Source organism: Pseudaeromonas sp. HNCC25DJ182 (assembly GCF_055413365.1).
Genome location: NZ_JBVAYG010000020.1, coordinates 63,641 through 72,883, shown reverse-complemented (window position 1 = coordinate 72,883; position 9,243 = coordinate 63,641). Strand labels below are relative to the sequence as shown.

The 9,243-nt window shown below is 54.9% G+C and carries 7 protein-coding genes; 5 read left to right on the top strand and 2 right to left on the bottom strand.

What is annotated here, in order from left to right:
• The 3 genes from ACZYUB_RS14990 to ACZYUB_RS14980 form a co-directional block, all read left to right on the top strand.
• Positions 1-461: hypothetical protein (locus ACZYUB_RS14990; RefSeq protein WP_463949059.1), on the top strand; the 461-nt coding region annotated here is incomplete at its 5' end.
• A complete protein-coding gene (locus tag ACZYUB_RS14985) occupies positions 419-1,177 on the top strand; it encodes a hypothetical protein (protein ID WP_463949058.1) in 759 nt (252 codons plus the stop codon). The genes ACZYUB_RS14990 and ACZYUB_RS14985, both read left to right, overlap by 43 nt.
• 24 nt (positions 1,178-1,201) lie before the next feature.
• Positions 1,202-1,765 (top strand): hypothetical protein, encoded by a 564-nt coding sequence (locus ACZYUB_RS14980; protein WP_463949057.1) that lies wholly within the window; start codon positions 1,202-1,204, stop codon positions 1,763-1,765.
• A 220-nt stretch (positions 1,766-1,985) separates the two neighbouring features.
• Here the strand turns inward: ACZYUB_RS14980 and yjeH are convergent, their stop codons facing one another.
• A complete protein-coding gene (gene yjeH / locus ACZYUB_RS14975; RefSeq protein WP_463949056.1) occupies positions 1,986-3,275 on the bottom strand; it encodes an L-methionine/branched-chain amino acid transporter in 1,290 nt (429 codons plus the stop codon).
• A 152-nt stretch (positions 3,276-3,427) separates the two neighbouring features.
• Between yjeH and ACZYUB_RS14970 the strand changes: the two genes are divergently transcribed.
• Together ACZYUB_RS14970 and ACZYUB_RS14965 are read left to right on the top strand one after the other, a co-directional pair.
• Positions 3,428-3,856, top strand: coding sequence for an Lrp/AsnC family transcriptional regulator (locus ACZYUB_RS14970; RefSeq protein ID WP_463949055.1), 429 nt, complete (start codon positions 3,428-3,430; stop codon positions 3,854-3,856).
• A gap of 105 nt (positions 3,857-3,961) precedes the next feature.
• Positions 3,962-4,720, top strand: a complete 759-nt coding sequence (locus tag ACZYUB_RS14965; RefSeq protein ID WP_463949054.1) for a substrate-binding periplasmic protein — start codon at positions 3,962-3,964, stop codon at positions 4,718-4,720.
• Positions 4,721-4,818: 98 nt separating this feature from the next.
• On the opposite strand, the gene ACZYUB_RS14960 is transcribed toward ACZYUB_RS14965, so the two are convergent.
• Positions 4,819-9,186 carry a PKD domain-containing protein gene (locus tag ACZYUB_RS14960; protein ID WP_463949053.1) on the bottom strand — a complete coding sequence of 1,456 codons (4,368 nt, stop codon included), beginning with the start codon at positions 9,184-9,186 and terminating at the stop codon, positions 4,819-4,821.
• Between the last annotated feature and the right edge of the window lie 57 nt (positions 9,187-9,243).

The following is a 9,243-nucleotide window of genomic DNA, read 5'->3' as shown; positions in this document are numbered from 1 at the left end:
GTCATGGAAATGCATGCTTGAGTGATAAATATATTGATTCTGGCATTAAGCTGATAAGACAAAATAAGCTTGATGATTGGAACGATATGATGATTGATTGCATCGGCACCGACAGTCCGCAACTATACAGAACAATAATCGGCCTTTGGATGGATAAAGACACAATACTTAACAATCAATCCATATGCCAAAGAAACAAAAATGTAATTCTTCTCATAAAAACATTAATGCTCAGCAACAGCAAAGGAAACTACAGTTCATTTTTGGCGCGAATATATGGCGAAGGAAATTCAGTCGTAAATAAAAATTACAACTTACATCTTTGTTGGAAAGACGCCGATCACAATCAGGACAAAATCATTGGCTGTTACTATCAATCAAAGGAATTACTAAGCCTTCCCTATATTCCATTGGCGCAATGGCATACGCAATCACAGAGCCTGCAATCTTCACGACCCTGATTTTTGGTGAACATATCAATCCACATGATAAACAACTGGACTTTATGGTTAACAATATGCAACGGCTGGCCATAGCGAAAATAATATCCCTTGCCTCATGCCTGACGTTTACTCCGGACGGTATCGCCTGCGATGATATATTCGCAAAACACAATAAAATTGAATCCCTATTCTTGAGTAAAGATTATGCTGGAGTAAACCAAGTTGAATTCAGCAAAGCAGATAGAGAACAAAACCAGATAGAGTGCATTGATTCTGTTGTAGATATATTAGAAATGAAGTCTCTGGCTCATGCGAAGTTAAACGAAAACAGTCTCGCCAAAGAAAACATATTAGAAGCGATTAAAATCCTGCAACCCATCGAAGCCATAACGTTCAATGGATACAAGAAAAAATTCACGCTGGAAATAATCTTTCAGTCGATAGAATTTAATTTGGATTATCAGCACGCCATCGCTTATTCGGATAAGCTCCTTGAGCGAATGACAAACTTCATCCATGAAAAGAGCAAAGTGAAGAAATACCCAATGTTTTGGCAATATAAAGAAATGCATGCTGTTGCATCCAATATTTACGCCCACAACTTGATCAAAAAAGATGACTGCGCTCATGCATTGCAAGTAATAGATGCCAGTGAAACAATATTACCTCAAGTTGAAGTGCAAAAATTCCAAGTTGGACTGGAACGTGAAAAACTGAAAAAGCTATGCCTCTAAATCATCACGGAGTGGAAAAGCAGCATGAAACCAGCAATGAATATACTGCTGATGCTATTGCTTATTAGCGGCCATAACGTATGCAGGGCCGACACTAGCGATTCAATAGCAGAGATAAAAGAAACCGAAAACTGGACCATGGCATACCTAATGGAACACCCGGAGGAGAAGAAAAAGACAGCTGAATTTACTGAAGCCATTGAACAAGGAGCAATAAAAACAGAGGACGTTGAATATTATAAAAACAAACCCGCCGGTTTAAGATCCTTTATAGCCTCAGCAATATTGCGCCTCAATCCAAAAATATTCCTACCATTAGTTACACATGAAAAGCAAGAATGGCTCTGTGATTCTTTGATTGAAAATAGCCAGACTGACGGCTGGTATTATCCAGTGCTTACATTTTCACCTAAATATCAAAACATGGATGCCATCCTCGATTACTGTATAACGAAAAACAAAGTCGGAAAGTGGAGCGCCTTTGTGTCCTCTGTTGAGCCGAATGTCAATGATTCGGTCAAGCCGGTGTTCGACAAAATCCGCTCGGTTATTGCAGCACTCAAAGCAGGCAACAAACTGGAGCAATAAGAAAAGGCGAAAATCAGCCATTCAGAGAATATCGATCCATGTGACACGCTAACTCGCGGTTCCACATCGCCGATCACTCAGCACAGCAAGGCAGTAGCGCTTAACAAGGGCCTCCGCGAGTGCTTCCCCATCGGTATCGCAAGATAGGGACTACGCGCAGGCCTCTATGCGGAAGCCTTTATTTTGTTGCATGTGTTCTACGACCATTGTTCTGCGGCTTCTACTCCGCGTCCGCTATTTCAGCGCTTGGTTGCGGCTGGCGCCAGCGGCGTTGCAGTGCAGGGGCGTAATGCCACAGAGCGTAGCCGGCGGCGAGCAGCAGGGCGTAGAGCGCCTGTTCGGCCAGGGCCAGCAGCACCAGGCCACACAACAGGCAACTGATCGCCGCCAGCAGCCGTCCGGTGGCTGGCAACAGTCGCCATCCGGCCGCCATACACAGCAGGTAGACCAGAATGAAGTTGCCGTTGGCATAGCGGATCAGCTGATCCAGCGGCAGATGCCAGACTCGGGTCACCCCAGTCGCCAGCACGCACACCAGCAAGATGCACAGCAAAGCGCGCACCGGTGTGCCGCGGGAGGAGAGACGCGCCAGGGGGCGCGGTAACTTGCCCTCGTCGGCCAGACTCCAGATCAGTCGGGCAAAACCCTGCAGGTAGATGTTGATGCTGGCAAAACAGGAGAGATAGCCCAGGATCGCCGCCAGCCATTTCGCCGAAGGGCCCAGCAGTTGCGCCAGCAACATGGGAATGGCACTGCCATTGGTCGCCTCATCGCCATAGAGACCGAACTTCACCACCGCCACCGAGTTGGCCCAGTAGATGGCCCCGGCCAGCAGCACACCGCACAGCAGCGCCAGCGGGTAATCCCGCCGCGGATTGCGAAACTCCTCCCCCATATGGGCGAACGCCTCCAGCCCGACAAAACACCAGAACATCACCGCCATGGCGCTGCCCAGTGCCGGCAAGCCCGCCAGCTGGGGTAACGGCTGCAGGCCATCCTGCCAGCTTAGATCCCCCAGCCACCAAATCAGCCCCGTCATGACGACGATGGCCCCGGCAATCAGCAACTGCAAACTGCCCGACGAACCCGCGCCGCGCAGACCGAGCAGCAACACGCCACCCAGGGTCAGCAACTGCACCGCCCACAGGCTCCAGTCGTTCATCGCAAACAGCGCATGCCAGAAACCGGCCGCCATATTCAGCGCCGCCGGCAAGCCAACCGGCAACACCGCCAAAAACAGAAACGCCGAGAAGCGTTCGGCCCCCGGGCCAAAGGCCAGGCCAATCAGGTGGGGGGCACCTCCGGCATGGGGGTAGCGGCGTCCGAGACGGGCGAAGGTAAAGGCAATCGGCAGCACCAGCGCGATCAGCAGCAGCCAGATCCACACCGAGGCCGGCCCGGCCAGTGCCGCCGAGGTGGCCGGTACCACGAAAATCCCCGTTCCCAGCAATGAGGTGGCCAACAAGCCAATTCCCTGCCACAGCCCTAACTCCTTCTTTAATCTCGGCATATCCATAGTCCGTTCACCTTACTTTCTGCTATGTTAACGCCGCCAGCTTGCCCTGTAACGGCGCAAATTGGCGGCGATGACGGTCAAAATGACGGTTTTGGCCGTCATGTTGAGTACGCGATGCGGCAGGCTCACACCCGGGAGAGCGGTTGTTGGATAAGTACGATCAAAAGATCATGGCCCTGTTACAGGATGACGGGCGCATGAGCATCAGCCAGTTGGCGCGGGAGGTCAGCCTCTCCCGCTCCGCCGTAACCGAGCGCCTGAAACGGCTGGAAGAGCAGCAGATCATTAGCGGCTATCACGCCCGGCTGGGCAGCGCGCAACAAGCGCCGATCCGCGCCTATTTCGAGCTGTTTTACAAGGTGGCGCGTTGTGAGCAATATGCCGAACAGTTACGGCTGCTACCGGAAGTGCAGCTGTGTCACAGCATCAGTGGCCAGACCGATATGCTGGTCTATGTCGAAGTGGCGGATATGACGCGGCTGGAATCCTTGCGCCGCGAGATCGAAAACCTGCCGAATATCACCATGGTCAAAACTCATATGGTGCTCAGCGAGCTGATTAACCGCAAATTCTAGGAAGGTTCCGGGTCATGGGGTTGCTCCAGGCTGGATTATACTTGCAGCATCGCCCAGGCAGGAGCCGGGCAGACTCGACCCTCTCCTCACACGGAGTAAACCCCGATGAAGCTGTTATCGTCCTGGATCTGGATATGCCTGTTAAGCTCGGGGCTCGCACACGCCGAGACGTTGCATGCCGGTACCGCCCCCTGGCGGCCGTTCGCATTTTACGACCAGCAGCACCAACTCCAGGGCATTGCCGTGGATATTGCCCGGGAATTGGCCCAACGAACCCAGAATCAACTCCAACTCGAACTCTACCCGGCCAAACGACTGAATCAGTTGTTCGATACCCGGCAACTGGATATCAACATCGCCGACTCGCCGCTGTGGAATCCGCAACCGACACCGACGCCGATCCGCTTTACCCGGCGCTATATGGAAATCCGAGAGTATCTCTATTTTGCCCGTGATCATGGGAGCAAGGCTCAGCGTGTCGATGAACTCAAGGATCTGGATATTGGCCTGATCCTGGGGTACTCCTATCCCAAGCTCGAGCCGCTGTTTGTCTCCGGTCAATTGCGCAAACATGAATATGCCGATGAAGAAACGCTGCTCAAACTGCTGCAACGTCATCGGCTGGATGCCATTGTGATGGACGACGTGCTGTTCCATCACCTTGTGCAACAAAATCCCCAACGAGCTCATTATTATCAGCAAGGGTTGCAGCTGAGCACGGCCCCCGTAGCCCTGAAACTGCACAGCAGCGATGACCAACTGACGCAGCAACTGGACGCCGCCCTGCAGCAGATGGAGCAGGAACAGGTCATTCAACAGATCATTCAACGCTACCTAGGCCCCGACTCCGTAGGCTCGCGCTAACCCAGCCACAGCCATAACCCGAAAATAAAAAGCCCCCGCCAGTGATGGCGGGGGCTTGTGGCTTGCAGCCTGAAACAGGCTGGTATCAGGTCGAACGCTTATTGCGCAGAGATGCTGTACTTCAGGGTACTGTCGTTGAAGGTGACCTTATAGGTACCGACCACGCTCGTGGCAATATCCTTGCCGGTTTTCTCAGCCACGCCATCGGCATTGTTGTCACCATAGTTGGTGACCCAATCGCCATTCACGTCCAGCTTGAAGCGCTGGGCACCATTGGCGTCCCCTGCTCCGCTGAAGCTGATGTTAACCTGCCAGGTGTTGTCGGCCACCAGCGTCATGGCGCTCTTGCCCCAGCTATTGGGCGTGCCACGGAAGTAGAGCTGGGCGAAGTTCTTCTTGAAATTCACCACATCCTGCACCGTCACCACCGAGCTGGCAGTGCTGGTCTGGCCGTCGTTGTCGGTCACGGTCACGGTCACGGTATAGGTACCGGCTGCCGTGAAGGTCCGGGTCACCGAACTGGTGGTTTCGCCTGTGTTCCAGCTATAGCTCTGGATGGTGCCATCGCTGTCGGTGGAGCCGGCTGCACTGAAGGTCACACTGCTCCCGGTGCTTACCGTGGTACTGGAGGGAGTGATCACGGCAACCGGAGGTTTCGGCGTCACCGGGCAAGTCACCTGGTAAGCCAGGGTTGCATCGTTGACTTCGACAATACAGGTCCCCACCAGCGTGGTGTAGATATCACTGCCGGTCAGATCCAGTTTGCCATCCTTGTTGGTATCGCCATAGTTCTGCGACCAGTCCCCTTTCACGTCAAACTTGAACCTTTGGTTGGCTTGACCATCCAGGACCACGCTGGTGCGCCAGGTATTGGCGGCCACCAGCGTCATCGGTGTCGCCACCCAGGCGTTCGGGGTTCCACGGAAGTAGAGCTGGGCAAAGTTATGGGCCGGGGTCGTATCCTTGAGGGTCAAGGTTACTTGCGCGGTATTGGTTGCCCCCTGGTTGTCAGTTACCGTCACACTGATGGTCTGGGTCTGGTTGACCGTGACCGCAATGCTCGGGGTGGTTGCCCCCGTGCTCCACAGATAGCTGGCAATAGAACCATCGCTATCGGTAGAGCCGGCGGCGCTCAGGGTCACCACAGTGCCCTTGTCCACGGTCTGACTGGCCGGAGTAATGCTGGCCACCGGTGCCTGGTTAACCGGAACCGTCAGGGTCACCGACGCCGAAGCGGTAGCGCCCTTATTGTCAGTGACCGTCAGGGTCACGGTCTGGGTGCTATTCACCGTCAAGTCAATCGACGCCGTTGTCGCCCCGGTACTCCACTTGTAGCTGGCAATTGAACCATCCGGGTCGCTGGAGCCCGCGCCACTCAGGGTGACCACTGTGCCTGCAGTAACCGTCTTGCTCGCCGGTGTAATCACGGCAAACGGTGACTTGTTTACATTCGGCGCCCCTTCGCTGATCACGCCACTGCTCAGTGACCAGACTCCGGCCGCGGTCTTGTAGTTGGAGCCACCATTGTTATCCCAGGTACCGCTGCAGTTGTTCGGAACAAACTCCAGCTGTGTTCCGGTGCTCAGATCCACGGTGTAGGAGTACCAACCGTCGCCGAGGCTGTTCATCACAGCACCCGGAGCCGTGGTCCAGGTGCCCGCATCGACACGGTAGTGCAGACAGGCCTTGGTCCAGCTGGTGTTCTTGTAGTAGATGGTGGTATTGAGCACCAGATCCGCCGGTTTGCCGGAAGTGACCGAGCCATCGTCATTGATGGTGTAGGTTCCTTCGGTCAACAACACACCGTTCGCGCTCGGCTTGTAGTTACTGTCTAACGGCTCCAGATAACGGACATAGAGACCATTCACATCACCGCTATAGGTATCACTCAGACGGAAGTAACGAGCACTGCCACTGAGCGGAGCAACCGACTGATTCTCCCAACTGGTGGTGCCATCTTCCTTGGTGTCTACGCTCAGGCCGGTGAGGTTATCTTCACTGCCTTCGATATAGACGGTCACCTTCTTGCTCGGAGCCTTGTCGGTAAAGAAGGCGTGTTCACCGGCGATAGGGCCGTTGATGTCCTCAACCTTCTTGGTGCCGTCCATCTTGTAGCGACCGGCGCCGACATAGACCTGCTGGATATCGCTCTTGGTGACGTTGCCCTTGGCATCGGTCGCCTCGATGTAGTAGTCGAGCAGTTGATCGCGATAGGCATTCAGATAGGTGTAGTAGAGATTACCGATCTTCTTGGCCGGTACCACCTGGAAGGCGGCCGTGCTGGAGGGCTGCCAGCTGACACCATTGATGTCGGCGGAGAGATCCCGCTCCTTCATGCTGTAGCTGACCCAATCCCCCACGTTGGCCGGATTGACATTCTCTTCCCCGGCATGGGCCGCTGGATCATACAGCTGATAGGTCTTGTCTTTGGGGTCGGCACTCTTGGCGGTGTGCACACGCACCTTGACCTGAATATCGGCGACGTCGCTGACGTCATAGGCATAGGTGTAGATGGCAAACTCGTTGTCCATGTACATCTTGGCCCAACCTTCCGCCTTGGAGGCGTTGGCACTACCCGGGTTGTACGGATAACGCTGAGGCCACCAGACCGATGGACCCGTCTTGTCTTTCGCCAGATTAGCCGCGACATAAGGCTCGGTGAAGTGCAGTGACTGGTTGAACGAGATGGTGGGTTTGACGCCATCATCGACGTTTTCGTCATAGTAACCGAAACCGGAGTCGATACTGGCCATCAGGAAGTACCAGCCCAGCTCCGCCGGGTTGGCACCACCGGCATAGTCCTTACTGGCATCACCCTTCACCGGATAAGAGAGCATCCAGGGGTTCAACTGGTTGCCCGGATAGGTAACCTGCTTATCCAGTGCCGTGGTCGGTGACCAGTAGGTCGGATGGGTATCCAACCAGATTTGTTCGGCGGTCTTGGCATAGTTTTCGGCCGCCTGCAGCAAGGCAAAGTTGCGCTCCAGGTAGTGATAACCATATTCCAGCGACGGCAGATGCTGACGCAGATCGCCGTTGGCGGCATATTGCGAGGTATAGCTGGTGCCATGAGCAGTATTAAAGGCCGCTAACTGACCATTCCACACCCCCATCGGCAGATGCCAGTGATACCAGGTCGGATCGGCAGAGGAATCGCGGGTGTCGATCCAGGAACCATCCTGCACATGCACCACATCGGTAGCCGGGATCGGATTGGCTTTCAGGTATTCATCAACCCCTTGCCCCACCACACCCGAATCCGAATAGGTGACGTAGCCGGAGTTCTTCCAGGTTCCGCCGTCACCGGCACGACCGGAGCTGTTATCGCCGTCATGGGCGATGACGAAGTACTGGGTCCGACCCATGGCCGCAGCCGCGGACTCATAGGGCTTGATCGCCGCAGCCGTCACCGAGCCCTGATAACCCTCTTCCCAGGAGCTGGCCTGCTCGACCGGAATACCGGCGACCTTGGAGACAGCACCGGTTTCCGGGTTGACGTACTGCACCCAGTGCGGGATCGAGGCAAACGGGAACTTGTTACGAGTCACCTGCTTTTCGTTGAACATGTTCAACGATACCCAGGCCCCGACATTACTTTCGTTCTGCAGATCGGCGCGGTTCGGCGGTGAAATCACGGTGTCGACACCCGGATCATTCAGATACGGATAATCCTTCAGGGTCCGGGAGTAGTGGACATTACCGAGCACCGACCAGGTGATGCCCAACTTGTTCAGCACCGGGATCAGACGCTCGGAGAAGCCCAGCTCGGTCGGGAAGAAGCCCTTGGAGGAGGTGAAGCTGTCACCGAGAAAATAGGGCTGCGCCAGGGTGACGTTGTGATAGATCAGATCCTTGAGGAAATAATCGTTGCCCACCAGCGGTCCCATGCTGTGGTGACCGGTGAAGTGAATGGTATCCAGCGCCTTGAAGCCATTACTGGTCTTGTAGGTCTGCTGCGTCGAACGCCAGTAGTTACCCCAGCCGGAGGGGTAGCCATCCTGGTTGCCCAGCTCGGCGAAGCTCTGCACGTTGTTGATCACCGCCGCCGACATGGTGACATGGGTCTGACTCATGGGGTGGCTGCCACTGTTGCTGGCGGCGGTTTCCATCGGCCAGCTCAGATAGGCGCCCTTCTTCGCATGATGCGCGTAGTAGGACTCCAGATCGTCATGGGGCATTGGCGTGGTGGTATTGGGAATATAGAAGCTGTAGCCCGAGGGCGGGCTGGCCTTGAGCTGCTTGACCTGACCGTCGTACATGTAACGGACGGCAGACCCGACCGCCTGACTGTCATACTTGCTGACGTCATAGTAGGGCCAGAAATTGGGCATATGGTTGTGATAGATATGGGTGGCGGATACGGTGGCCTGAGCGGGAGCCGCTGCCATCCCCATTAGCACGCCCAGGGCGACGGCCGAGGCCTTAAGCCCCCACCATTGCGGTTGCGCTACCTTCGTGTTTTGCATTATTGAACGCTTTCCTTGTCATATCGGGCCAGTCCCTTACTCGGCATCGGCCTGCAT